Annotated in this window: 22 protein-coding genes, 1 pseudogene and 1 riboswitch; of the genes and pseudogenes, 13 read left to right on the top strand and 10 right to left on the bottom strand. The window is 45.1% G+C overall.

Annotated features, from left to right (window positions below; all coding sequences use genetic code 11):
* The first annotated feature begins 119 nt into the window (after window positions 1–119).
* Both G9G57_RS06715 and G9G57_RS06710 read left to right on the top strand, forming a co-directional pair.
* Window positions 120–2,033, top strand: a complete 1,914-nt coding sequence (locus G9G57_RS06715) for a 5'-nucleotidase C-terminal domain-containing protein (RefSeq protein WP_164964687.1) — start codon at window positions 120–122, stop codon at window positions 2,031–2,033.
* A gap of 245 nt (window positions 2,034–2,278) precedes the next feature.
* Window positions 2,279–2,950, top strand: coding sequence for a 3'-5' exonuclease (locus G9G57_RS06710; protein ID WP_016821326.1), 672 nt, complete (start codon window positions 2,279–2,281; stop codon window positions 2,948–2,950).
* 41 nt (window positions 2,951–2,991) lie between these two features.
* On the opposite strand, the gene G9G57_RS06705 is transcribed toward G9G57_RS06710, so the two are convergent.
* From G9G57_RS06705 to G9G57_RS06695, 3 genes are all read right to left on the bottom strand, one after another.
* Complete coding sequence (locus tag G9G57_RS06705; protein ID WP_016821327.1) at window positions 2,992–3,975, bottom strand: helix-turn-helix transcriptional regulator; 984 nt, start codon at window positions 3,973–3,975, stop codon at window positions 2,992–2,994.
* A gap of 71 nt (window positions 3,976–4,046) precedes the next feature.
* On the bottom strand, window positions 4,047–4,814 hold the full coding sequence (locus G9G57_RS06700; protein ID WP_016821328.1) for a hypothetical protein: 768 nt from the start codon (window positions 4,812–4,814) through the stop codon (window positions 4,047–4,049).
* Between the two features lie 223 nt (window positions 4,815–5,037).
* Complete coding sequence (locus G9G57_RS06695; RefSeq protein ID WP_164964686.1) at window positions 5,038–5,193, bottom strand: hypothetical protein; 156 nt, start codon at window positions 5,191–5,193, stop codon at window positions 5,038–5,040.
* A 309-nt stretch (window positions 5,194–5,502) separates the two neighbouring features.
* Between G9G57_RS06695 and G9G57_RS06690 the strand changes: the two genes are divergently transcribed.
* The 6 genes from G9G57_RS06690 to queF all read left to right on the top strand — a co-directional run bounded on the left by G9G57_RS06690 (window position 5,503) and on the right by queF (window position 9,914).
* A complete protein-coding gene (locus G9G57_RS06690; protein ID WP_017426402.1) occupies window positions 5,503–5,943 on the top strand; it encodes a hypothetical protein in 441 nt (146 codons plus the stop codon).
* Window positions 5,944–5,968: 25 nt separating this feature from the next.
* Window positions 5,969–6,673 carry an AIM24 family protein gene (locus tag G9G57_RS06685; protein WP_090888202.1) on the top strand — a complete coding sequence of 235 codons (705 nt, stop codon included), beginning with the start codon at window positions 5,969–5,971 and terminating at the stop codon, window positions 6,671–6,673.
* Between the two features lie 85 nt (window positions 6,674–6,758).
* A riboswitch (PreQ1 riboswitch) is annotated at window positions 6,759–6,802 on the top strand.
* A 135-nt stretch (window positions 6,803–6,937) separates the two neighbouring features.
* A complete protein-coding gene (queC, locus tag G9G57_RS06680) occupies window positions 6,938–7,621 on the top strand; it encodes a 7-cyano-7-deazaguanine synthase QueC (RefSeq protein WP_016821332.1) in 684 nt (227 codons plus the stop codon).
* Window positions 7,614–8,105 (top strand): 6-carboxytetrahydropterin synthase QueD, encoded by a 492-nt coding sequence (gene queD, locus G9G57_RS06675; RefSeq protein ID WP_164964685.1) that lies wholly within the window; start codon window positions 7,614–7,616, stop codon window positions 8,103–8,105. The genes queC and queD overlap by 8 nt, the downstream gene beginning before the upstream one ends.
* The gene (queE, locus tag G9G57_RS06670) at window positions 8,098–8,961 is read left to right on the top strand and encodes a 7-carboxy-7-deazaguanine synthase QueE (RefSeq protein WP_153794743.1); all 864 of its coding nucleotides are present in this window, start codon (window positions 8,098–8,100) and stop codon (window positions 8,959–8,961) included. Before queD ends, queE begins: the two co-directional genes overlap by 8 nt.
* A 455-nt stretch (window positions 8,962–9,416) precedes the next feature.
* Window positions 9,417–9,914, top strand: coding sequence for a preQ(1) synthase (gene queF / locus G9G57_RS06665; protein WP_017426398.1), 498 nt, complete (start codon window positions 9,417–9,419; stop codon window positions 9,912–9,914).
* Between the two features lie 133 nt (window positions 9,915–10,047).
* Here the strand turns inward: queF and G9G57_RS06660 are convergent, their stop codons facing one another.
* From G9G57_RS06660 to G9G57_RS06640, 5 genes are all read right to left on the bottom strand, one after another.
* Entirely contained in the window at window positions 10,048–10,881 is an 834-nt protein-coding gene (locus G9G57_RS06660) for an AraC family transcriptional regulator (protein ID WP_164964684.1), read from the bottom strand.
* 214 nt (window positions 10,882–11,095) lie between these two features.
* Complete coding sequence (locus tag G9G57_RS06655) at window positions 11,096–12,487, bottom strand: glycoside hydrolase family 32 protein (protein WP_164964683.1); 1,392 nt, start codon at window positions 12,485–12,487, stop codon at window positions 11,096–11,098.
* Window positions 12,480–14,738 (bottom strand): beta-glucosidase BglX, encoded by a 2,259-nt coding sequence (gene bglX, locus G9G57_RS06650; RefSeq protein ID WP_164964682.1) that lies wholly within the window; start codon window positions 14,736–14,738, stop codon window positions 12,480–12,482. The genes G9G57_RS06655 and bglX overlap by 8 nt, the downstream gene beginning before the upstream one ends.
* Before the next feature lie 29 nt (window positions 14,739–14,767).
* Window positions 14,768–16,174 (bottom strand): sucrose-specific PTS transporter subunit IIBC, encoded by a 1,407-nt coding sequence (locus G9G57_RS06645; RefSeq protein ID WP_017426394.1) that lies wholly within the window; start codon window positions 16,172–16,174, stop codon window positions 14,768–14,770.
* A gap of 278 nt (window positions 16,175–16,452) precedes the next feature.
* On the bottom strand, window positions 16,453–18,222 hold the full coding sequence (locus tag G9G57_RS06640) for an acid phosphatase (RefSeq protein WP_164964827.1): 1,770 nt from the start codon (window positions 18,220–18,222) through the stop codon (window positions 16,453–16,455).
* 301 nt (window positions 18,223–18,523) lie between these two features.
* Between G9G57_RS06640 and G9G57_RS06635 the strand changes: the two genes are divergently transcribed.
* Both G9G57_RS06635 and G9G57_RS06630 read left to right on the top strand, forming a co-directional pair.
* On the top strand, window positions 18,524–19,192 hold the full coding sequence (locus G9G57_RS06635; protein WP_017426392.1) for a hypothetical protein: 669 nt from the start codon (window positions 18,524–18,526) through the stop codon (window positions 19,190–19,192).
* 207 nt (window positions 19,193–19,399) lie between these two features.
* Window positions 19,400–20,668: an MFS transporter gene (locus G9G57_RS06630; RefSeq protein WP_017426391.1), complete on the top strand. Its 1,269-nt coding sequence runs from the start codon at window positions 19,400–19,402 to the stop codon at window positions 20,666–20,668.
* Window positions 20,669–20,751: 83 nt separating this feature from the next.
* Here the strand turns inward: G9G57_RS06630 and G9G57_RS06625 are convergent, their stop codons facing one another.
* The gene (locus G9G57_RS06625; protein ID WP_164964681.1) at window positions 20,752–21,675 is read right to left on the bottom strand and encodes an EcsC family protein; all 924 of its coding nucleotides are present in this window, start codon (window positions 21,673–21,675) and stop codon (window positions 20,752–20,754) included.
* 131 nt (window positions 21,676–21,806) lie between these two features.
* Here G9G57_RS06625 and G9G57_RS06620 point away from each other — a divergent pair.
* Window positions 21,807–21,992: pseudogene (locus G9G57_RS06620) on the top strand (GNAT family N-acetyltransferase); the annotation flags it as partial.
* A 74-nt stretch (window positions 21,993–22,066) separates the two neighbouring features.
* Here G9G57_RS06620 and G9G57_RS06615 read toward each other — a convergent pair.
* Complete coding sequence (locus G9G57_RS06615; RefSeq protein ID WP_017426389.1) at window positions 22,067–22,492, bottom strand: Lrp/AsnC family transcriptional regulator; 426 nt, start codon at window positions 22,490–22,492, stop codon at window positions 22,067–22,069.
* Window positions 22,493–22,651: 159 nt separating this feature from the next.
* On the opposite strand from G9G57_RS06615, the gene G9G57_RS06610 reads away from it, so the two are divergent.
* Complete coding sequence (locus G9G57_RS06610; RefSeq protein ID WP_164964680.1) at window positions 22,652–23,404, top strand: MBL fold metallo-hydrolase; 753 nt, start codon at window positions 22,652–22,654, stop codon at window positions 23,402–23,404.
* 79 nt (window positions 23,405–23,483) lie between these two features.
* Complete coding sequence (locus G9G57_RS06605) at window positions 23,484–24,389, top strand: glucose 1-dehydrogenase (RefSeq protein ID WP_016821348.1); 906 nt, start codon at window positions 23,484–23,486, stop codon at window positions 24,387–24,389.
* Window positions 24,390–24,484: the final 95 nt, after the last annotated feature.

Raw genomic sequence — 24,484 nt, 5'->3', positions numbered from 1 at the left:
TCTCAAAAAAATGTAGTGCTTTGATATAAAATAAGAGTTATTTTTACAATCATCTGATAAAATGTGGACGTAAGCGGTTTCTCTAATTCATTCATTTTATGGGAGGTTGAAGGAACAACATGAACTCATGGAAAAAACTCTCGTCGATCTTGACGACCGCCGCGCTTCTGTTCGGATGTCTCGGTACAGCAGCAGCGGACCCAGCTACTACTGCGGGAACGGGGACAACAATGACTCCAGTCAGCGGTAAACACATCACCATCCTACATACGAATGATACCCATGCTCACGTAGTGGCCAACGATAAGGAAATGGGGTTCGCCAAGCTGGCGGGAATCATCGACCAATATCGCGCCGCTAACCCCAATACATTGCTGCTGGATGACGGGGATACCGTTCATGGGACGACCTTCGCTACTTTGGTCAATGGTGAGAGTATCGTAAAAGTAATCAACAAGCTGCGCTATGATGCAATGGTTCCAGGTAACCATGAGTTTAACTACGGCTGGAAGCATCTGGTTGAGCTGAGTAAAGAGATTCAGTTCCCTGTACTGAGCGCCAACATTAAGCAAACCGACGGAACACGCTTGTTCCAACCGTATACTATTAAAGAAGTCGATGGCGTTAAAATCGGTATTATCGGCCTAACTACGCCTGAAACAGCATATAAAACCAATCCTAAAAATGTGGAGGGCATTCAATTCACCGACCCTGCGGCTGAAGCCAAAGCGGCAGTAGACGAAATCCGCAGCAAAGTAGATGTCGTCGTTGCTCTGGGTCACCTGGGACAAGATGCATCCAGCAAAGACACCAGCCTCAAGGTTGTGAAGGAAGTGCCTGGCATTGATATTTTCATCGATGGACACAGCCATACCGTGCTGGAAAAAGGCCTGGTCGGTGACAATGGCACGTTAATCGCTAGTGCAGGTGAATACACCAAGTATCTAGGTGTGGTGGATCTGTGGGTCGATGGCGGCAAGGTTATCCAAAAGCAAGCGAAGCTGATCGATTCGACTCAAGCTGCTGACGTGCAGCCCAACGCTGAAATTGCTGCATTAATCGCCTCCATTCAGAAGGAGCAAGAACCTATTCTTAAAGAGGTTGTAGCACAAACCAGTGTGGATCTGGAGGGCGCGCGCGAAAAGGTACGTGCGGGTGAAACTAATCTCGGCGACCTGCTCACTGATGCTATGCGTGACGTTTCGGGAGCAGACGTGGCTTTAACGAACGGTGGCGGCATCCGCGCTTCCATCAAGGCAGGAACGGTTACCAAGGGAGACATCATCACCGTACTGCCTTTCGGCAACCAAATCGTTACCCTGAAAGTGAAAGGCTCTGACCTTCAGGCCGCACTGGAAAATGGCGCAGCCTCCTACCCGGAACCAAGCGGGGGCTTCCCGCAAGTGTCCGGTATCTCGTTCAAAATAGACACCTCAGCAGCCAAAGGCAACCGTGTTCACTCCATCCTGATCGGTGGCAAGGCCCTTGATCCTGAGGCAACATATACACTGGCTACCAATGATTTTACTGCCGTAGGTGGTGACCAATATACAATGTTCGCTAAATATCCACAGGCAGGTATGTTCGGATCGCTGGATGAAGCGTTAATCCGCTATATACAAAAGGCCGGGTCTACTAGCCTGCAAGTACAAGCGGCCGGCCGTATTCAGGAAGCCAAGGCAGACGGGAAAACTTCTGTCCCTGCCACACAAGCTGTACCGTCTGCTCCAGCCACGACGCCAGCACCTCTGCAGGAGATACCGCAATCCGATTCCACATCGGCTGCGAAACCAGCACCTGTGAAATCGGCACCCGCAAAGTTGACACCTGCAAAGTCCCAAGCTAGCAAGCCACAGCAGGCATCGGCTACTGCACAAGCTGCAAATAGCCATGTATATGTTGTGAAATCCGGGGATACGCTGTATGCCATTTCTCGCAAACACGGTACCACCTGGCAACAGCTTCAGAAGTTGAATAAGTTGAAGAATCCTCACCGTATTTATCCGGGTCAAAAGTTGGACCTCCCGGCCTAATTCAATAGCTAGCATAAACAGCGTTCGAAATCCAAGTGGTTTCGGATGCTGCTGTATGTCAGGGAGTTTATAGATATGCGATAGTCCAAGATTATTTGGACATCGCATATTTTTTTTGAAAGCATGCCTTTTAACCGCTGACAAGTTGTGAACCGAGAGGTATGATGGAGAAGAGTTATTCGGGCAGAGAACATTTGTCCCGGTATCCATCGGGATCAGTTATGTGTGTGGAAGGAGTCCATTATATGCAATACATTATTTATGATCTTGAATTTACCGTTAGCCGTAACGCCAGATATTCCTCCGAAATTATTGATATCGGTGCCGTCAAAGTTATTCAGGGAGACGATGGCCTATTCGTTGCGGATACATTTCACAGTTTTGTGAGACCATCGAATCGACCTGTGATCTCTACAGATACCGTTCAATTCACGGGTATTACTCAACGAGACATTGATGCCGCTCCACTCTTTCCTGAAGCTGTGAAGCAATTTATTGCCTGGCTCGGTACAGATTCGCCCTATTATTTATGCGCATGGGGACCGGATGACCGTCAGAAGCTGGTATCCCATTGTCGTACCCATCATGTAGATCTCGGTTGGATTCATAATACAAATGATATACAGAAGCAAATTTCCCGTCTGTTTAGTTCCAATGGAAAGTATCGTCAGTTGAGCCTGTCTCAGGCGTTGGAATTGTGCAACATTGACTTTGACGGTCAACAGCATCGGGCACTGGATGATGCCGTGAACACCGCTCAGGTTTTCATGTACCATTTTGATCGTCTTACATTAGTTCATAATGCTGCCGACGATGAGGAAAGTCGCGGCTCGAAGCTCGTCTACTCCTCACCAGAAGAAGAACAGGAGCAGTACAGTCCCTTCGGCAATCTCGCCAACCTGTTTAAGGACCGTTAAGCAGATAGCTCCCCGGCCCGTTCCGGGGGATCTTCCCCCTGTTATTCTTGATTTCCTGCCTTTTTATCGAAGTAAAACGCCCCCCAGGTTCGCAGCATTTCTTGCATACGTTTGCGGTACCGTAAAGGTTCCAGAATCTCGGCCTCAGCTCCATAGGATGTGAGCCAATCCAGAAATTCACGGTCATGATTGACCGTCACCTCAAACAACAAACTTCCATCTGGCAAATCCTTGAGAAGAGGCTTGATGAACAGCTCCTCTTCTTTGACCCGATATACAGAATCGGCAGAGAAACGTACGACAAACCGAATATTTTGATTTCCTTTGGTCACCGACCAGGTGCCTTTAAAAAACATTTCCATTTCAGATGTATTTTTTTGAAACGTATACGGCAAAATCCTCATATTCCGAAAACGGCTGATCCGAAAGGTTCTCATGGCGGATTGCTTATGACAAAAACCAAGCATATAGAATCGCCGATCTTGAGGAACCAAACAATAAGGATCTACTTGCACCAATGATACATCTTCATTTTGAGGCGAGCTGTATTCCGCTTCAATTGTCTGCTGCGTAAGACTCGCCAAAACAATCAGCCTGAGCAGATAGGGCTGGTTTTCCCGATCAAGTGTCGAGCCGAGCCGGATGATATTTTTCATTTCCTGCGCGAAGCTCGTCTGGTCCATCTTTTTTTTCTGACTAGAGGCCATCACTTTCTCATAAGCACTTTCAAAAGCTGGCGGTAGAAGAGGCTTTATCGTTTCCATCATCTCTCCCAGCTTGGTAAAAGCCTCTGCCTCTTCTTCTGTCCAATTCAGAGGATACAAAGCAAAATTGCTAATAAAAATGTACCCCTTGCCATGCCCCATATTCGTAATCGGAATATGCATAGCGCTTAGCGCCTCCATATCTCGGTATATGGTACGTTCTGATGTTTCACAACGTTCGGCAAGCTCTCTTGCCAATATTCCTGGATTTGCCTGAACAATAGTAATAATCCGCATTAAACGTATCAACCGATCAGTCAAGGAAGTCTCTCCTTTACAAAAAGATAGTAAATTAGACTCACTAATTTGCACAAATAAACTAGCACAATTACCTATCTCAACCTATTATTCTTCGTAAAACGAACATCTCCTAACGATATTTCCTTATTAAAAAAGACCTTAGAACTATACGCAGTAAACGATACAAAAGACCCACTCCATTTATTGCGTATGGATAGAAGTAACTCGGCTTCCTCAAGGTAATCCATGTCTTCGCTTCTAGCTGCACATATAAGCAATTCATCTGCTTGTCTCGTAAGGATGAACGCCCCTCGCTCAGGCTCCCCTTTCTCATACATACGTAATGCCTTTTTTACAATTGGGGACGTCTCATTCAGCTTTATGTATTTTTCCACCTTCGGGTTGGATGGAATGCTCAGCAGACCAAGATGATGCGTGTAATGGATATAAAGCTGGTCTGTGCGGATCAGCGTTCGCTTTTCCTGCGATGGCTTGCGCCAGCTCCACTCGATCATTCCAATCGTATGTCTTCCGGACGCGTGAGCCGGTATAGAAAACGTTAAAATAGCTTGTCTATATTTTCCCCGTCGCACATCACCACAGTGAACCAGCATGCAATCTCCGTTTTCTGATTGTTTAAACCCGAGCCTCACCCCTTCAGCTTTTAATAGATTTACCCCGTTTTCTGGAATGAACTGAAGTTGAAGGTCACATCCCGCTGCCTTCGGTATTAGATTCCCTTTTCTTTTACGTATAGCCCCATAGCCCCATTCTATCAGTAGATTTACTTGTTTGGACCCATTCGCCGATATAGACTCTTTGTCCCATGTGTACGTTACATTGAGCATTGACTTCACCACTGGTAAATTCCCCCTAAAAGAACATGTAACTCTAAATTAACAGTGTTATCTGACACTATATTGTCAGGGAACATATGTTTGATTGTGAAAATTATACATGGTAATCTTTATGAAAGGGGACCTAATTCGGCAAATAACATTTTCATCCATTCTAATTACATAAATACGCAAAAATAGCCCGGCTTTTGCCGGGCTACATGATAGTCTGCTTCTATATTTAAAATTATGAAATCGTAGTTTCTGTTAAAGATGCTTTCGTATTTGTGCAAATATCGGATATTGGAGCAAAAGTAGTGCTATCCACGATAAGTTCCTTCGATAATGGCTTGCCATTTACAGTGATTTTTAAAATTGTATAGTTTTGTTCTCTCTCATTCATCTTTCAAAATCTCCTTCTATATCTATTTTAATATTTCTAGTTCATATATTTTGTTCAAGCCCTGATCAGGTGCGGATGGTTCTTGACTCGTTTGTTGGGAAAAATGCCGGAATGTTGCCGCTTCCTTGATATACCCGTTTTAGGTTACACTTAAACTAATAATCGAGTTTTTTTGATAATCTTTTCCCGTATTTGTCGTCTATATATTCTAAATACTGCATCCAAATCATTATATTGTACGTAACCATGTGATATGGGTAATGATCTGTAACATCTAACATCTTGGTTTCTCAAAAGGGGGAACATCACTTGGCACGAGCAACTTATCGCTTTGCTTTGTACCGCCGCATTGTCTGCGCTGCTATAGCGCTTTTGTTTATTTTTGGAGTAACCCGTGTACCCGAAGCTCATGCTGCTTATTGGGATGATGTATATCAAGGCTTTGAGCAGTTTTCACGTTTGCCAGGCGATGTATATCAGCTCAAGGAAAGCTACCGCCAAACACAGGAAGACCTGGAAAAAGCCCGTACCAGCATCGAGACCTACCAGAAGCAAAACGCCCAACTGCTGGAGCAAAATCGCAAGCTGAACGACACCGTTACAGAACTAAAAAATCTTCAAACCCAGCGCGATCAGGCTTCACACCGAAATAAAATGCTCATCCTCACGGCTGTCATTCTGCTGGCCGGTTATTTTATAGGTATCCGACTGTTACGTTACGGGATGCGTCGACGCTCGGGAAGATACTAACTGCCTGAAAGGATGAAGGGTCTGAATGGACATACAAGCAGGACAACACCATGATGAAAGTGTCGGTTCGGTCGTAACGCTCGACCTGGCTGAAGGGGAAAAGCTGCACGTTCTGCATCCGCAGCAAATCATCGCCTATCGCGGACCCAACTCAGGTCGCAGTGATAAGCTGATGAATATTAAAGGCATGTATCGCAAACACAAACTGATTCAGGCCGATTTCACAGGCGCTTGCCGGCTAATTGCCGCACTTCCTCCTGGCTTTAGTCTGAAGATGATCAAGCTAGAAGGAAGCGACGATTTGCTATACGATTTCCGCAACCTGTTCTGGTACAGCGCCGGCATCCAAATGCGTACCAAGCTGCTAAGCATGAAAAACATGTTGTTTAGCCGTGATGTCATTAAAATGAAATTTGACGGTATCGGCCACATTGGCATTTTGACGCAGGGATTGGTATGTCAAGAACAGCTTCATCCATCGGAGCCGATCTACGTCGATGCGAGCAGCGTCATTGCCTATCCCGAAAACGCCAAGCTGGAGTTAACCGTATATGGTAACCATTTGGCCAGCCAGCATATGAACTATCATTTTAAAATGACGGGGCACGGTACCGTACTATTTCATGCTGGTGAGCATCATCGGCGACTTCAGCAGGATATGAACGACGATGGCGTGATCAAACGATTTTTAAGGGAAGTCATTCCATTTGGTGGAGTGTTTATCAAATAGCCCTGCCATGCTATAATGGCAATGCTATCAATGAAGCTGTCTGTCCTTGTGGCAGCTGCTAATGAAGAAAATCCATGCATAACGCATGGGAGAGGTTCGCGAACTCCCTCTATAAAAAACTAACGATGCTTTGTCCTCCGCATTGAAAAATGAATTTGCGGGGCAAGGCCTGTTTTTTGTTGAAGCCGGTTCAAGAACTCTCCTTCTTCCACGTGACAAGACTCTGTGTCTTACACCATTCCAAGAAGATCGAGAGGTTTTTTTATGTTTACAAACGAAAAAGCAGTCGTCGTATTCAGCGGCGGTCAAGACAGTACAACCTGTTTATTTTGGGCAAAAAAACATTTTGCCGAAGTAGAAACTGTGACGTTCGATTACGGTCAGCGCCACAAGCAGGAAATTGAAGTTGCCGCCGGAATCGCCAGCGAGCTGGGTGTTCCGCAAACGGTACTGGATATGAGCCTGCTCAACCAACTTGCCCCGAATGCCCTCACACGCACCGACATTGACATTACTCAAGAGGAAGGCGAACTGCCTAGCACCTTTGTAGACGGTCGTAATCTTTTGTTCCTGAGCTTTGCAGCAGTTCTCGCCAAGCAAAAAGGAGCGCGCCACATCATTACAGGCGTTTGCGAGACAGATTTCAGCGGCTATCCCGATTGTCGGGATTCCTTTATTAAATCGCTGAACGTCACACTGAACCTTTCGATGGACTATCCCTTTGTGATTCATACCCCGCTCATGTGGCTGAACAAGGCCGAAACCTGGCAAATGGCTGATGAGCTGAAAGCTTTTGAATTTGTTAGAACCCGTACACTAACGTGCTATAACGGCATCATTGGCGATGGCTGTGGCGAATGTCCTGCCTGCAATCTCCGTCGTGCCGGACTGGAGCAATATCTCGCAGTTCGCGGCGCTTCGTCCCAAGGAGCTGAAGGTCATGCGTGAGCCAGGTACCTTTCGTATTGTCGACAAGCTCCAGCAGTTCGGGACAGACATTGAGCACTCTCAGCTGCGCTATCACCGCAAGCGTGTTCTCGTCAGCAAACAATTTACGTTCGATGCAGCGCACCATTTGCACTGTTACGAAGGCAAATGCAAAAATCTGCACGGACATACTTATATCGTCGTATTTGGCATAAGCGGTATACCGAGCGAAATAGGTCTGACGCTGGATTTTGGTGATATCAAAACGATTTGGAAAGAGCGAATTGAGCCTTTTCTGGACCACCGTTACTTGAATGAAACGCTCCCGCCAATGAATACAACGGCAGAAAACATGGTCGTCTGGATCTTTGAACAAATGGAGTCAGCCTTGACCTCGGATGCATACTGCAATCGTGTTGAAGGCGGACGTACCGAATTTGTACGACTGTTCGAAACACCTACCAGCTACGCCGAATTTCGACGGGAGTGGATGTACGATGAGTAATACTGTAACTACTCACCAACCTATGGCAACCCCCGACAGGGCTAAAGCAGCCCCTATTCCTGTGCTGGAGGTGTTTGGTCCCACCGTGCAGGGCGAAGGTATGGTCATTGGTCGTAAAACGATGTTTGTTCGTACCGCAGGCTGCGATTACCATTGCTCATGGTGCGACTCCGCCTTTACCTGGGACGGCAGCGCCAAGGATCAAATCCGTCGTCTCAGTGCCACTGATATTTGGCAGGAACTACAGTCCATCGGCGGCGAACGGTTCTCGCATGTGACCCTTTCCGGAGGCAATCCCGTCCTGCTGCCACAGCTCGGGACGCTGATTACCCTGTTACGCAGTCAAGGCATTGCCACAGCTGTCGAAACACAAGGCTCCCGTTGGCAGGAATGGCTGTACGATATTGATGAGGTGACCTTATCCCCGAAGCCGCCCAGCTCTGGCATGACGACCAACTGGGACGTGCTGGATGATATCGTGGCCCGTCTGACCAACCGGAAAATGGCTGGAGCGTCCAAGTCTACAACAAACGTCTCAGTTACAACGTGCACCCAGGAATCAAATAATGAATCGGTCAGACTATACGCTGGAGCATGCAGCCTGAAGGTCGTCATCTTCGATGACACCGATCTTGCCTATGCCCGCACCGTTCATGAGCGCTATCCACACGTACCGTTGTTCCTCCAGACGGGTAATCCAGATGTGAACACGGAGAACACCGGGCAGATTGCAGAGTCTCTTTTACATCGTTATGAATGGCTTATCGACCGCGTCATGGACGATTCCAGACTAAACGATGTAAGAGTACTCCCGCAGCTCCACACCCTCGTATGGGGCAACAAACGCGGCGTATAACATGCATATACAATATATTCCATATGGTCTGTATGTGATACACAAGATACACCAAATTAGTCGAAGTACACCCTCGACACCCAAAGCCATATAAAAAGTGAGAAACCCTCGTCTGCAAGGACGGGGTTTCTCAATAAAATAACGCTCCTTTCATATAGGAGTGCGCATTATTCTCTTCTACACCAATCTATAAGTAAACGGGTAGGGACTTTATGGTGTTGACGGCGGTCAGCAGCGGAGCGGAGGATTTGAAGCTGGAGAAGCGTTAGCGTTCGCCTTTGAAATGGGATTCTAACCTATAGATCTTTTATCAGAAAGAATCCCATTTCAACAGCGATCGGAAGCTCAAATCCTTCGCGAAGCGTCGCCTAACCGAACCGAACCGAACCTCCCCACCACCATAACTCCCTCTCTCTTTTACCAAACTAAACCAACTTTAAGGAGCCTCACTCAACATGACCGGAAGAAAACCCGAAGAAATGACCGACGTTACCCTACTTGGCAATCAAGGCACACAATACACATTTGCCTATGATCCCGCCATTCTCGAAAGCTTTGATAATAAACACCCGTACCGCGATTATTTTGTAAAATTCAATTGTCCAGAGTTCACCAGCCTGTGCCCGATCACAGGACAGCCTGATTTTGCAACCATCTACATCAGCTACATTCCTGATATTAAAATGGTTGAAAGCAAGTCCCTTAAGCTGTACCTATTCAGCTTCCGCAACCACGGTGATTTCCATGAAGACTGCGTCAATATCATCATGAATGACTTGATTAAGCTGATGGACCCTCGCTACATTGAAGTATGGGGCAAATTCACACCACGCGGCGGTATCTCTATCGACCCGTACACCAACTACGGCAAGCCGGGAACGAAGTATGAGCAAATCGCAGAGCACCGTATGATGAACCATGATATGTATCCAGAGACGGTGGATAATCGATAGGCTGATCACCTCTACTCATTCGCTACAAATATAAATAAGGGGCTGTCCCACAGGTCATAAATGACTCAGGGACAGCCCCCATATTTCTAGTCTATTGAAATCATCCATAAGAGTATAGCGCTTGTGGCGTCGTTTACACACTCAGATCAAATTTTGATTTTTTATATTCATAAGGGGTCTTACCCATAACTTCCTTAAAAGCTTTTCTAAACGATTTTTCGTTGGGAAAGCCTGCCTCGTAAGAAATTTCTGTAAGTGACTTATTCGTTGTTTCCAATAAATCGATTGCTTTTTCTAGACAAAGAATTTGCTTGTACTCCGTAAACGTCTGACCTGTATATTCATGAAACATTCTCGACAAATAGGCCTCTGAATAGCCACATATTCGAGCTGTTTTCGCTAGGCTAATATTTTCAGCGTAATGTTCTTTAATAAAGTCCATGATCGTCTTTATCTTTTGCTGCTTATCGCTAAATACTTCCGGCTGTAGATCTGCTGCCTGACTAAAATGATTAACAAGCAAATACTTAAGTTCAATAATTCGGCTTTGCTCTAAAATATAGTCATATTTCCCTTTGGAAATATGCAGGTTATATATATCCATAAATAACTCTCTTAATTTAGAAAGTATAGTATGTTCAACTTGTTGCTCTTGCGTGTTTAATTGGATGAATACTTGTTCATTGGCAAAAAAGGTTGCTGGAAATTGCAATACAACGACCTGGTTTTCCGTAATACTTTGGGTGGAGTGCGGTACATTGCTATTAATGAACAGTGCATCCTTTTCCATCAAAATGGTTATTTTTCCTTCATGCCACACCTTAAGACTTCCACTTGTACAGTAGATTAATTCCATATTACTGTGAAAATGCATAGGGATGACTCTTTCTGTATCTGTCGATTGAAACATAAAGAGGTTAATCATTTTTCTTCTGTCTATTTCAATATGTTCATATATTTTCTTCATACGACACCTCATCAACCAGCTATGAGTAATCAACAGTAATTATATTCAGTCATATACTCTAATACTCATACTATACCGATAGTAAAATGCCTACACAAGCTGAAATCTCTTCAGTCGACTAAGACAAAAAAAGGCAGTTCTTCTCGCAAACGGAGAAATGAACAGCCTTTCCTTGCCTACTTGTAGCTCTCAGGTAAAAGATAAGAATAAAGTTTTAATGATTGATTATGGCATCACATTCCTGCAACTGATAAATCTCAATTTCTCCTTCATTGTCTCCTGCTTCAAGCACCATACTGCATTGTTCCACATCTTCCAGGAAATAACGCAGAGAAAATACTTCCTCGCCTTCGTTCACAAAGATCTCCAGACTTGAGCTTTCTATAAATATTTGCATGCCTGCAAGTTGACTGGCTAACGTTGCTTTTCTGTACTCTCTCTGGTTCTTCAACCAGTTGGTTCTCCATATGGTTAAACTGTTTTCTTCCAAATCATAGTCAATTTCCACCGCATTTCTGACTATCATTTTGAAGTTCTCTGTAAGCTTCGAAAAATGAACATTGCACTCCACCTGTAGGGAAGGCAGCAGCCAAACCCTATTTTTGTGAATGTTCTCCTTGGAATGTACACCATCCATTCTTAGCAATTGTAATTCCGGCAATGGTTTCTGGTATAGCACACCGTTAGACAATACGATTTCTCTAGGAAGAGTCAGCGCATGAATCCAGCCTTCCTGAATGGTGGGAACAGCCCTCTCTGCTTCTTCATTCATGGCGCTCATCCATCCGAACATAATGGTTCTATCATTCACCTTGAATGATTGTGGCGCGTAGAAATCAAACCCCCGATCAAGCTCTTTAAAATGGACAAGATTCCCGTTGAATTTTCCTGTACTCGTTAATTTCCCAACAACATATCCCGATTGGTTAGGGTTTCTATAATATTCGCCTGCTTCTGGTAAGCCCTGAGGTGAGAACACAAAAATATCATTTTCCACAAATTGAAGTAGATCAGGGCATTCCCACATATATCCGAATTCATGATCATGGTCCAAAAATGATCCTTGGCATTCCCAATCAGACAAATCTATAGATTTGTAGATAAGCGCATCTCCAGTCAAATCCTCTCTTTGAGCGCCAACGATTAGCCACCAGTTCCCGTTCCGATCTCTCCATACTTTCGGGTCTCGGACATGTCTGGTATAGCCTTGTGGATGTTCAAACAAAGGACCCATTTTCTCGAAATGCTCCCCATCTTCCGAAATGGCTATGCATTGATAGCTTTCTCGGACTCCATCTTCCCTGATTACATTTCCTGTGTAAAACAGATACAGCTTTTCATCATGGACTATGGCGCCTCCGGAATAAATGCCGTCCTTGTCATACCATTCCGAAGGCTCCAGCGCTACACCCTTTCTTTGCCAATGCACCAGATCGCTCGAAACTACATGGCCCCAGCATTTATTTCGATGTTCGGTTCCTTTGGGGTTCCACTGATAGAACACATGATATTGTTGATTGAAAAAGGCAAGTCCATTAGGATCGTTTAATAGCCCGTAAGGAGGAGTAATATGATATTTAAGATGATAAGCGTCGCTTTTATTCATGTTTATCCTCCGGTAACAAAGTAAAACTAAAGCTTAGCAATATTTGCTGTGAGCTTGAACCGATATAAACCTCAAATTCGCCTGGCTCACTCTTATACTCCATTTCACGTCCATAAAATTTAAGCATGTCCTCATCCACTGAAAATTCCACAATTGTAGTCTCGCCGCTTTGTAAAAATACTTTTTTAAAGTCTTTTAATTCTTTAACGGGTCTTGCAATACTTGCAAATTTATCGCGAATATATAATTGAATCGTTTCTTTCCCAGCATACGTTCCAGTATTGGATACAGAAATACGGATATCCACTGACTCATTTGTTTTCATTTCCTTTTGGCTGACGGTTAACAGAGTGTATTCAAATGAGGTATAGGATAGGCCATAGCCAAACGGATACAAGGGTTCGTTCACTTCATCTATATATCGGGACGCAAAGCGATAAGAGCCATTTTCCTTTAAATTCGGTCTTCCTGTATTCAGCTCATTGTAGTAGACCGGAATCTGACCGACGCTACGTGGAAAGGTCATCGCTAATTTCCCAGACGGATTTACTTCCCCATACAGTATATTGGCCAACGCTTCTCCGCCCATCGTTCCCGGATACCAGGCCTGAACAATGGCGTCCACTTTTCCAGCAACATCGGTAAGGATCAAAGGTCTTCCACTATATACGATCAGAACAATCCTTTTGCCCAATAAGCTTAATTCATGAAGTAGTCTCAATTGCGGCTCTGGAAGCGTCGGATTCGTTCGTGATCCACCTTCTCCGCTCTGATAAATACTTTCTCCCAAGGCAAGGACTATGACTTCTGCTTCATTTGCATTCCTAATGGCTTCTTGCAGTAGAACTTCCTCGGAGCCTGTTTCAACCGCCAGCTTGTCCGCATATTTATCGAACGTTTCCCTTGCATCAAGAGGTAGCAGATAACTTCCTCTGCATACCGAGAGATTGTCGGAGCCAACAAGCTGTAACAACCCTGTTTTCAAATTTATAGTGTCTGTCTGCTCTCCCTTAATCGCCCACATGCCCAAGGTAGAATTTTCTTCTGCATAGGGACCCATTAAAGCTACCTTCGTTTCCTTTGACAACGGCAATACATTATTTTCATTTTTCAGCAGCACAACGGATTCTTCTGCCAAGGACAGTGCCGCTTGTTTATGTTCGTCTGACAGAATACTGCTTGTTGAACGTTTAACGATTTCCTGTAATCCGCGGTATGGGTCCTCGAACAGCCCTAAATCATTTTTCAGCTTTAAGACACGATATACAGCTTCATTCAGAAGCTCCAACATATAGTCATTATCAGAAATTACATCTTTCAATTGATTAGCGTACACTGCCGTCTTCATATCCACATCCACACCTGCCAACAGTGCCAGCCTAGCGGCGGAAGCCTCGTCTTCGGCATAACCATGCATGATTAACTCTTCAATAGCGGCGTAATCCGAGATCAATACACCGTCAAAATTCATTTCCTGTCTTAATACACTACGGTTAAGCCACTCGTTTCCAGTCGCAGGGATACCATTCAACGTATTAAAAGCCGTCATGACAAGCTTGGCACCCGCTTCTATTGCTGCTTGATATCCAGGTAAATAATATTCTCGCAATGCATGCTCCGATAGATCCACGGCATTGTATTCACGTCCCGCTACAGGTGCTCCATAAGCGGCAAAATGCTTGACACAAGCGGCAATTTTATTAGCTGGTACGGCTCCATCTTCCAAGTTGCTGCCCTGAATTCCCAGAACTACGCTTTGCGCATATTTCTGCGCCAGCAAGGTATCTTCTCCAGGTGATTCCATCACCCGCCCCCAGCGAGGATCTCTAACCATATCTACCATGGGGGAAAAGGTTACATGAATGCCTTCCTCATAGCACTCCTGAGCAGCAATCGAAGCCGCATTCTCTATCCCCTCATAGTTCCAGCTACATGCTTGAGCAATCGGAATTGGGAAAATGGTTCGATAGCCATAGATAATATCCGCCATGAATAACAGTGGAATTTTATGAACCGATTTTTCCAAATAATCGGTTTGCAACCGGATTATTTTTTCCGGGTTGGTAATGTTTAATATGGAGCCCGTGTTATAAATATTATAGTCCGTGTTTAGCCCCAATTTTTTCAAAGGGCCCGTCACAACCGTATCCATGTCTCCTTCAAAAAAATCACCAGTCAGTTGGATGAGCTGGCCGATCTTCTCTTCTATTGAAAGACTGTTCAATTTCTCAAGCAATGTTTTGTTGTCCATGATTTTCTCCACCAAATTTTATTTTTTCTCTATTTGTTCTCTATTTTTTCTTTAAATCCAAAGATCCACGTCAACGCAAATGCTACACCAAAACCGATTAAACAAACTAAAGCATACAGAAAAATTTGATTATTCAGATACAATAACAAGCCAGGTATAGCTGTAATCGACATGCCTGTGGCTTGAACATTAAAGATACGTGCGAAGAATCCTCCAACCGCTCCTCCAATCAAGCCCATCACGAATGGTTTACCATACCGAATGTTCACCCCAAAAATTGCCGGTTCTGTAATGCCCAGCAGTGCAGACACGGCAGAAGGATAGGCAATAGATTTGGTTTTTAATCTTTTCGATTTCAGGCCGACAGCTAACGCCGCACCTGCTTGTGCACAAATAGAGGCCGAGCTGATCGGGTTAACCATATTCCAGCCGCCATCCACCAGCATCTGTATTTCGATCAGGTTGAGCGCATGGTGCAGTCCGGTAACGACAATAATCTGATTAATGCCGCCATAAATAAATCCGCCAATGCCAAATGGCAATTTTAAAATAGCTGTAACGGCCGATAATATTAAAACCTCTACCTCATGGAAGATGGGACCAATCACGAACAAGCCCAGTACCAGTGTGAGCAACAATGTCAGAAACGGTGTTAGAATCAAGTCCAATGCCTCGGGAACGGATTTTCTAATTCTTTTCTCCATCATCGCTCCCACGATCCCTATAATGAACGCCGGCAGAACGGAACCCTGATAGCCTGCGATTTTAATGAAGCCCAAAAACAAAAGAGGCTCCTTCACATGTTGAGCGACATCCCAGGAAGTAGGTAAAGAAGGACTTACCAGCATGAGTCCGAGCAAAATTCCCAAGATCGGCGACCCGCCAAACACTCTGAATGCAGACCAGCAGACCAACACGGGTAAAAAGGCAAAAGCAGTATCGGTCAGTATTTGCGTAAATAATATGAAATTCGCAGAAATATCATCCGGTGTAAGTCCAAATAACTGTAGCAGTGCAGGCTGAGTTACCAAGCCCCTAACTCCCATAAACAAGCCGGTAGCTACCAATGCAGGGATAATGGGAACGAATACATCTCCGAAAACCCGGATCATTCTTTTGAAAAAGTTGTCATCTTGCGTGGAGGCCTTCTCTTTCAGCTCTGCCTTTGATGTCGCAGATACGTTCTGGCCGACCATCGCTTCGTAAACTTTGTTCACGGTACCGGTTCCAAAAATAATCTGATATTGTCCGGAGGTAAAAAAGACCCCTTTTGCCTTATCAATATTTTCAATAAATTCATCATCAATAATATCCCTGTCTTTTACAATCAATCTCAACCGTGTAGCACAATGTGCCATGGAAATAATATTGTCTTCTCCACCAAGCCCTTTAATGACATCCTGGGCTATTTTAACGTATTCTTTCTCAAGACTCATCAGTCTTCTTCCTTTCCTCTGTTCCTCTTAGTTAGTCTGAACCTTTAAAACTTGGACTAATATGCTTCTTAAGAATAACATGACTGCGCTTTCAAACAGTGCGATTATTTTACTACATTAAGGTCAAATTTTGACCTTTTTATACCCTTGGCTATAAATAACTCCGAAAAATAGGCTTTGTACTGGAACAAAAAATGCACCTTCAGAATGGGCACTGGATAATACTTCATGGTTTATCCGGTGTATTCCAAAGGTGCACTTTTTATTGTCCTATTTGGTTACTTCGTGACTTTCAACTGAACACTATTGGCTGTATAGACAATCTTCACTTTATAATTGCTTGGCAAACCTGCTGCTTCAATAGAAGAGAATGCCCCAGTGCGTTTGCCGTAGGTTAAAATGGTGGCACCGCTAGCTGGTACATATTTGTTAGAAAAATTCAGGCGTAATTTTCCGTTAAGTTGGGCGGTTCCCTTAATTTTGAGTACATCATTTTTACTTTGCAGATTGAGTTCAAGCTTACCCTTGGCTGTTTGTTTGTAATTGCTGCCAACAATCAGCTTTCCAGCATTGTTTTTAAGAAGAGTTCCCCCGTTATTTGTAACTGTACCACTTCCGAAAGCTGTCTCCGAATTACCTTCAAGTACGCCTTGATCGATCTGTGTACCACCGGAATACGTATTGCTACCCATAAGCTTCAACGTACCTGTTCCCTTTTTAATCAGCTTTCCAACACCAGAAATATGGTTGCGCCAGCGATCCAATGCATTGAAACCGCCTTTGGAAGCGTCCATATTCACCGTAACATTATTGGCAAAAGCACCGTAGCCATCCGCGGCGGAAAACAGGTTCAAGCGTCCCCATCCTTCGGCATCGTCAAGCACAGGATAACCGGATGGAAGGCCTGTAGTGGCCAATACCCAACGGCGTTGTGTGCTGTCAAGGTAAGGTTGACGTGTCTCCAACAGCACTTCAGCTCCCTTAGGTACTGTCATTGGCGTCGTGGTTGGGTTAATTTGATTAAATCCATACGTTAATCGTTCATTATAATTTTTTTTGTTCGCAGCATAATTGCTGAACCGATCTGGGGCTGTACCTTTTTGGGACAGCAATTGTTTATGAGCATCCTGGTAAGCTGCTTTCTTCAAGTTCCTATTGGCTGGATCAGACAGGATGGCAGCAGCCATCGCCGTTGCCATGACGCGTCCTCCCATAACATCAAGCGGGGAATGCATGCCAGCAACAACACGGTTATTGCCCAGCTCCGAAGCTCGTGTCAGCAATTCCTGATAACGCTCCGGCATGGCATAGGCCATAGCTATGGAACTGAGATATGCAGCATTGGTATGACCGCTAGGAAAGCCGCCATCATTAGTAGCATCAGATTTGAGAGCGGGGATCAGACTTGGGACAATCACCGAATTATCGCTCCAACGGAACGGACGAGGATAACTAAAGTAAGACTTGGCCGGGTTCGTCGTAGAGTAGTCCCCACGCAAGGTATTGACCAGATTCACGACGTTGCCGAGACTGGAGCTGGTATCCCCTGCATTCGTTCCCTCATCTTCATATTTTTTAGTTGTGGCATCGGCCGGAACGTCGTTGATTGTCGTCGTGGCACCTGCCTTCTTTCGATATATATCAGTAAGCGAACCCAGACCGTCGATTACACTGTAGCTCTGATTTCGGCGGTCGTCCAAATAAGCCGCATCGGCCTCACTGGAAGTTCGACGGGCAGCAATATCAATCACTTTTTGAATATTAGCGTCCAGTACACTGCTATTTAGCTTAGTCCCTGTGTCCCAGGTAGCCCCAGGAGTCCAAAGCTTATTAAATTCAGAGAGCAACCCAAGGGTCGGATTGGAGCTTTCCGTCTTATTAGCAGCACTATTATTTTTGTAATGATCTACGAAATATCCCCATGACGGTTCTGTTGGAGTTACTGTTGTTGGCAAGGTTGCTGCACTCGCGAAATTTCCACCCAGAGAACCTAGAAGTAATGGTACAGATAATAATGCAACTGATAGTGGTTTTCTTAGCAATTTCATTCTCAAATCAGATCCTCTCTTCTCTTGTGCTCTTCATCCTGTTTCTACGGAGCTATTATCTATACAACAAGTTGTATGACATAAAGAATCATATCTTAAGTTTGTTAAATAAAGAGCCTAGTTTTGTTAAATTCTTCTTGCTTATTTATATGTAAGAGGAATATCAACAACATTCAACATAGAATAGTTTTTATTGTTTGTAATACTTTCACCATGTTGATATGTGCTTATGATCAATATAGTTGGTGTATTGGCCCATAAAATCTAATTAAGGTAGGTTGTCTTATGAGCGAGGAAACTATTGCTTTCAAATGTGGAGCGTGTAAACAGATACCAGATAAACCCCTTAGAAAACAAAGATTTTGAGATTGTAGCCATCGAAGATGCTATGGACTGGGCGGATTTCAAACATCATACTCCAGATCTAAATAGTGAAATATGGGAAAGAGCATTGATACCTCCGGTAAAAGGTGATTCAAAAAAAGTACAAGTATATTTTCCTTTTCATATGTCCGTTGGAGAAACTTTTTGGACTTTATTCAGACCTGCTTATTCACATTTTAATGGTTGGGAAGAGCAGCCTGATGAGATCAACTTCTCTGCGTTTATTAAATGTAGATTTGAAGACATCATATCGAAAAATGAAAAAAGAGCTTGGATCACTGTCAGAGTGGAGGAAGTCCTGTTATTGAAAAATGTATGTAATGAAATGCCACCCCGTGATGGAACAGGATATCTGGATTCATTTCATATGTTTGGAGAGGCTCAACTATTGCAATATAAGGATTGGATTCTTCTTGATGCAAACGCACAAAGTAATCTTGGGATTTGGGCATTAATTAAAAGAGTTAAGGATGATAACCATTTGGTGGCATATGGCGAATGGGAATTTCATTCCAATTTAGTCTACTGTGGAAATCTAATAATCCCTGAAGACGAGTTGAACCAATTCATGCATGTTAGAGAGTAAAATGATAAGTAAAGGATATCTTATACAGATACAATACACTCAGAGCGAGATAATCTGTTGTAAATTAAAGGACCGAGCAATAAAGAGTATCCAGCAGGATGGGCAAGCAGCGATGAGTAAATAGGGACTTTATCCCACTTTCAGCCATTTGCTGCAAATGGATTGCTTCCTATATCTTAAAATATACATACATACCCGGAGGTTGCCATGACTACTAAATCTGCTACAAAAAATGAAACGGGCCAGTCGCTCCCCCTCCAGGGGCCGCAAGCGAAAGGTACCGTTTTTGCGATTCTGATTGCCATCAGTTTCGTCCATCTGTTCAATGACTCGATTCAATCGGTCATTCCAGCGATCTTTCCGATCCTGAAGGAATCTATGAGCCTGAGCTACACGCAGATCGGCTGGATTTCATTCGCCATCAACTTTACAGCTTCGATCATGCAGCCTGTCATTGGCTTGTTTTCGGACAAACGACCTACGCCCGCTATCCTTCCCATCGGTATGGGCTTTACGCTGACCGGCATGCTGCTGCTCGCCTATGCTGCCGATTATAAAGCGGTGCTAATCGCAGTCATCTTCGTAGGTCTGGGCTCAGCTGCCTTTCACCCGGAAGGCTCGCGCGTGTCCCATATGGCGGCAGGATCACGCCGGGGATTGGCACAATCCATTTTCCAGGTTGGCGGCAATGCAGGCCAATCGCTGGCACCGATGCTCACAAGCTGGATTTTTATCCCGTTGGGGCAATTTGGCGCCATCTGGTTCACAGGTATTGCGGCAGCCGGGATTGTAGTGCAATCATTCATTGCCCGCTGGTACGGTAACGTCCTGCGTACAGAAGGCATTGCACGCAAAAAAGTGGCGACACGCCGCATGAAGCCCGAAGTGCGCAGCCGCATTATGTTTGCCATGATTGTCCTCATTCTGCTGGTATTTGTCCGTTCGTGGTATTCGACCTCGGTGGGAAGCTACTATTCGTTTTACTTGATGGAAGTATTTAAAATGCCATTGGCGGATGCACAGCTGTACATTTTCCTGTTCCTCGGGGCTGGAGCGCTAGGTACCTTCTTTGGTGGTCCGCTGGCAGACCGTTTTGGCAAGCGCAATATGATTTTTCTGTCCATGGTATTAGCTGCACCATTGGCGCTGCTGCTGCCTTATGCCAACCAATTCTGGACGGCGATCCTGCTGGCGATTATTGGATTTATTATGTTGTCCAGCTTTTCGGTCACAGTCGTATATGCACAGATGCTCGTGCCTGGCAAAATCGGGACGGTGTCCGGTCTCATTACGGGCCTGGCCTTTGGCCTTGGCGGTGTGGGTGCACTCGTGCTCGGCAACTGGATCGACAAAGTAGGCATCACCAACATTATGTTCCTATGCGGCTTTTTGCCACTGCTCGGCATTTTAACCTTCTTACTTCCTACAGACAAAACCCTGAATCGCTGGGCGGAAGAAAATGGAGCCGAAGTGTAATAAGCTGACATGCGGCGGCCAACTAGGCCGCTGCACACCTTTATAGCAAAGGTTTTGTAGCAAAGTAACGTAATTCCCCACTTCTACTCTAATTCATTCTCTTCTTCTGCCAAACGCATCAAAATACGGCGCTTCCGATACAGCATTTTCCCTGCTTCAGCTACGTCACTAATAGCGCTTCGATTGGCAATGGAGCCAAACAAAATGCCCGCAATCGGGACCATTTGCAGCAGCTTTTTCCATCCAAACTGATCACGATAGGTGTTAATGACCTCTTTCCAACCCTGCATCTGGGAAAAAACCTGTGCCTGACGTGAAGGATCATCGAACAAGGCCAGTTCCTCTAATACAGCTTTCTTCCCCACAATATCAGATGAAGCGAATTGCATACATTTAATAATAAAAATGCGCTCCTGCTTATCATGGGGGTTAAACCCATAGCACAAAGCGATTTCCTGAAGCACCTTGAGTGACAAGCCAAGTAAAATAGGGATATCCGCCGCAATCGTAAACACACCGCCAATTCCCGTGGTTGCTCCCTGAGCGGTGGCAAAGGTAATGCGACCCGACGTCATCTCGTCCGCAGTCTGATCCATGATCGTTAGTGGGAGCTCAGCCGCCTGCTTCAAATCCCACGTGGATTCCTCACTATGCTCCGCATCTGCGTTTTCCCCGGAATGGGGCTGATTCTCCGTATCCGAGGCGGAAGCTGCACCATTTTGCTGAATCATATATTCACGGGCCATCTTGTTCAGCTTACTCAGGACTGTTTCTTCTTTCACCAAATATTTGCCACCATTTTGAATGAAGCTACCCATCTCGTTAAGCAGCTGCTCCAGCTTGTCCTTAATGATTTTGGGCGTCAGCCGATCCAGCAGCATAAAGGGCCATCTGCCGATTTTTTCCCAGAAAAAAATATCCTTCTGCTCCTTCTCCCACTTTTCAATCTGCTTCAGCTCTTGGTGCAATACATCCTGACTTTCCCGATATTCTATAAGCGGCTTCATAAGCGTAGACGTCTCCTTTTGACTATGCTAGTTTATGTATGGATAATACGTAAGTAAGGCGAGTTCAGGTTTCTTTTTTTAGCAAACGAGATGTATAGTAAGTTAAAATTCGTACAGATCGGAGTGTAATGATGAATAATGTAGGGCTTGTCCCTTACCATTTTGAGCATGATGCGATTTTACATACCTTTTATTTGCCCGAGGAGCAGAAGCAATTTACTGGAATGCCAGCTGAAATGCTGGCACTGGCCAAGGAAGATCCACACCGCCATCCTGTTGTGATTACGGCTACTGGAAGGCCGGTTGGATTTTTCATTTGAGCCTATAACGCTGACTTCAATAGCCCTCGTAAACAAAAGCTTTCGGCACAAAATGCCGAAAGCTTTTATCATTAAATTTCGCCAATGGAAAAGCTCAATTTGTAGTTGCCAAACTTCGTAAGTTCATCCAGCATGGTATTTAACTCTGACTGTGATGACATGCGCACCCGCATCCAATAACAGCCCTCCCCACTTACCCGATGGATTTCGACAATAGAGGAATGCTCCCGTGCAAAAGTCTGAAAAGCACTGTGAGTCGTTCCTGAATTCAGAAAAACCGTAATAAAGGCATGAATCGTCTGCCCAATTTTCTCCGGGTTCCAGCGTAGTGTATAGCCCTCAATAATACCTGCATCCTGCATTTTTCGAACACGCGCCCCTACTGCTTGGCCTGTCAAATGAACTAGCTGACCGATCTCCTTATGCGTTAAAGAGCTGTCTTCAATTAAATGATGAAGAATACGCAGGTCGGTCTCATCAGGTACGAATAGTTCCATAATTATTTTTCCTTTCATGATGAAACGAGAATGCTGGTTTTCCTTTCAGCAGGCCGTAGCCTGCATCTGCTTGCGTCAGATATGATTGTAGCAGAAACCAAGAACGGCCGAAAATACATTCGGTCAAAAAAACATTTACGATCAAAGGAGCTTCCATATATGAATATCACACTAATCCGCAACGCAACCTTATGGATCGAATACGCAGGAGTAAAATTTCTGATTGATCCGATGCTGAGTGATGCTGGCCTAAATCCACCAGTTCCCAATACGGAAAACACTCTCCGCAATCCGCTGGTTCCCTTGCCACCACAATGGCAAACGCTTGGACAGCCTGACGTTGTCATCGTCACGCATTTGCATCCAGACCATTGGGACCCGGCAGCAGTACGCTGGCTGGACAAACAGCTTCCCGTCTTCTGCCAGCCCGGAAATGAAGAACAAATCATGGCTGACGGTTTTACACAGGTTACTCCGATTTCGGTGGCTGTTTCTGTCGGAGAAATTGAGATCAACCGTACTGCTGGACATCACGGTACTGGAGAAATCGGGGAGCAGATGGGACCCGTATCCGGCTTTGTATTTCAGGCTCCAGGTGAGCCTGTCGTCTACGTGGCCGGGGATACCATTTGGTGCAGTGAAGTCGCGGAAGCACTGGATAAATACCGCCCAGACTGGACGATCGTAAACGCTGGAGGAGCGCGGTTTACAGTGGGCGATCCCATTATTATGACTGCCCAAGATGTAACAGCTGTTGCACAGCATGCTCCTTACACCCAAGTCGTTGCTGTCCATATGGAAGCCATCAACCATTGTGTACTGACTCGCTCCGAGTTTACGGAACATATCCATCGTGAAGGTCTGGAGAAGCGTGTCCATATTCCGGCAGATGGAGCGACGATTTCGGCATAAGGCGATAATTCCCGATTCACCGTTTGCGCCTATTTCGAATATATTGGATTTCAAAACGCCTAAAAGAAGGGATTATTAAATGAATTGGCAATATCAGCATCCTTATTATGGTACAGAAACCCAATGTAAAGAAGTTCCGATTGCTTTTCCTCCCCAGCATCAATATAGACAGCCGGGGTTGGAATACCTGGTGGTTCCACGCCCTATCTTTGATAATCCAAAGTATATCGGTACGGGAAAGCTTCAGGATCGGGTGGCGATTATTAGCGGCGGGGACAGTGGCATTGGTCGCGCGGTAGCAGTGGCTTTTGCCAAGGAAGGGGCCGATGTGGTCATTGCCTATCTCGATGAGCATCGAGATGCTATGGAGACCCGTGATGTCATTCACCGGCTTGGCCGACGTTGCTTGCTAATTCCAGGTGATCTAAGGCTTAGAAGCAACTGCTGTCTGGTTGTTCAAAAAACGATGGAAACCTTCGGTCGTATTGATATCCTCATTAATAATATGGGGATTCAGTTTGTGCGCGAATCCTATTTGGATATCAGTGAACAGCAGCTACGTGATACGTTTGATACGAATATTATTTCCTTCTTCCATATGACTACAGAAGCCTTGCCGTATATGCGGGCTGGGGCCAGCATCGTCAATACGGCATCGGTTACGGCCTATGTTGGGCAAAAAAATATGATTGACTATTCAGCTACCAAAGGAGCCATTGTCAGCTTCACGCGCGCTTTGGCTAATAATCTGGTCGATCAGGGTATTCGCGTGAATGCCATTGCTCCCGGTCCGATCTGGACTCCGCTGAATCCGGCCACACAGTCGACTGAAGTCATTCGCACCTTTGGCAGCAATACGCCGATGAAGCGTGCCGGGCAGCCTTATGAATTGGCCCCTGCCTATGTGCTGTTGGCTTCAGATGACGGCTCTTACATTACGGGCCAGACGCTGCATGTAAACGGCGGACAAATGGTGACGACTTAGTTGGGTTAGCTAATAGCCATAAAACCTAACAAAGCAAAAACCTCCAGCATCCACAATTTCAAGTGGGACTGGAGGTTTGCTTATTTTACAATATT

It is taken from the genome of Paenibacillus sp. EKM211P, from assembly GCF_011066175.1.
Classification (GTDB): Bacteria; Bacillota; Bacilli; order Paenibacillales; family Paenibacillaceae; genus Paenibacillus; species Paenibacillus polymyxa.
The sequence above is the reverse complement of the archived record's forward strand: the minus strand, read 5'-3'. Positions and strand labels throughout refer to the sequence as shown.

Excerpts from the sequence above, each read along its gene's own strand:
- G9G57_RS06715 (WP_164964687.1), top strand. The coding sequence starts at position 120 with ATGAACTCATGGAAAAAACTCTCGTCGATCTTGACGACCGCCGCGCTT.
- G9G57_RS06710 (WP_016821326.1), top strand. The coding sequence starts at position 2,279 with ATGCAATACATTATTTATGATCTTGAATTTACCGTTAGCCGTAACGCC.
- G9G57_RS06695 (WP_164964686.1), bottom strand. The coding sequence starts at position 5,193 with ATGAATGAGAGAGAACAAAACTATACAATTTTAAAAATCACTGTAAAT.
- G9G57_RS06685 (WP_090888202.1), top strand. The coding sequence starts at position 5,969 with ATGGACATACAAGCAGGACAACACCATGATGAAAGTGTCGGTTCGGTC.
- queC (WP_016821332.1), top strand. The coding sequence starts at position 6,938 with ATGTTTACAAACGAAAAAGCAGTCGTCGTATTCAGCGGCGGTCAAGAC.
- queD (WP_164964685.1), top strand. The coding sequence starts at position 7,614 with ATGCGTGAGCCAGGTACCTTTCGTATTGTCGACAAGCTCCAGCAGTTC.
- queE (WP_153794743.1), top strand. The coding sequence starts at position 8,098 with ATGAGTAATACTGTAACTACTCACCAACCTATGGCAACCCCCGACAGG.
- queF (WP_017426398.1), top strand. The coding sequence starts at position 9,417 with ATGACCGGAAGAAAACCCGAAGAAATGACCGACGTTACCCTACTTGGC.
- G9G57_RS06660 (WP_164964684.1), bottom strand. The coding sequence starts at position 10,881 with ATGAAGAAAATATATGAACATATTGAAATAGACAGAAGAAAAATGATT.
- G9G57_RS06655 (WP_164964683.1), bottom strand. The coding sequence starts at position 12,487 with ATGAATAAAAGCGACGCTTATCATCTTAAATATCATATTACTCCTCCT.
- bglX (WP_164964682.1), bottom strand. The coding sequence starts at position 14,738 with ATGGACAACAAAACATTGCTTGAGAAATTGAACAGTCTTTCAATAGAA.
- G9G57_RS06645 (WP_017426394.1), bottom strand. The coding sequence starts at position 16,174 with ATGAGTCTTGAGAAAGAATACGTTAAAATAGCCCAGGATGTCATTAAA.
- G9G57_RS06640 (WP_164964827.1), bottom strand. The coding sequence starts at position 18,222 with ATGAAATTGCTAAGAAAACCACTATCAGTTGCATTATTATCTGTACCA.
- G9G57_RS06630 (WP_017426391.1), top strand. The coding sequence starts at position 19,400 with ATGACTACTAAATCTGCTACAAAAAATGAAACGGGCCAGTCGCTCCCC.
- G9G57_RS06625 (WP_164964681.1), bottom strand. The coding sequence starts at position 21,675 with ATGAAGCCGCTTATAGAATATCGGGAAAGTCAGGATGTATTGCACCAA.
- G9G57_RS06615 (WP_017426389.1), bottom strand. The coding sequence starts at position 22,492 with ATGGAACTATTCGTACCTGATGAGACCGACCTGCGTATTCTTCATCAT.
- G9G57_RS06610 (WP_164964680.1), top strand. The coding sequence starts at position 22,652 with ATGAATATCACACTAATCCGCAACGCAACCTTATGGATCGAATACGCA.
- G9G57_RS06605 (WP_016821348.1), top strand. The coding sequence starts at position 23,484 with ATGAATTGGCAATATCAGCATCCTTATTATGGTACAGAAACCCAATGT.